A 230-nucleotide genomic window follows, 5' to 3' on the forward strand; every position below is an offset into this window, starting at 1 on the left:
TTTTCGTACACCGTGACTGTATAGAAGTTGTCCATCTTAATGTAAGAATGTGGTCGCACAGGATGAGCCATAGGTCCCGAATCCTGAGCATATTGATAATTTCGAAGCTTTGAGACATCAGCAATCCTCTTCACAGTGCGGCTTCCCATGTCAGATGAAAATTCCTGATCACGGAAGACAGTTAGTCCTTCCTTCAGGCTGAGCTGAAACCAGTCCCGGCATGTTACTCG

General features: G+C 46.1%; 1 protein-coding gene. It reads right to left on the reverse strand.

Features of this window, described 5'->3' with window-relative positions; translation table 11 throughout:
* On the reverse strand, window positions 1-230 hold a 230-nt coding region (locus tag SM753_RS21580; protein ID WP_369335394.1), incomplete at both ends, for a M1 family aminopeptidase.

The organism is Halostella sp. PRR32 (assembly GCF_034808085.1).
GTDB classification, from domain to species: domain Archaea; phylum Halobacteriota; class Halobacteria; order Halobacteriales; family Natronoarchaeaceae; genus Halostella; species Halostella pelagica.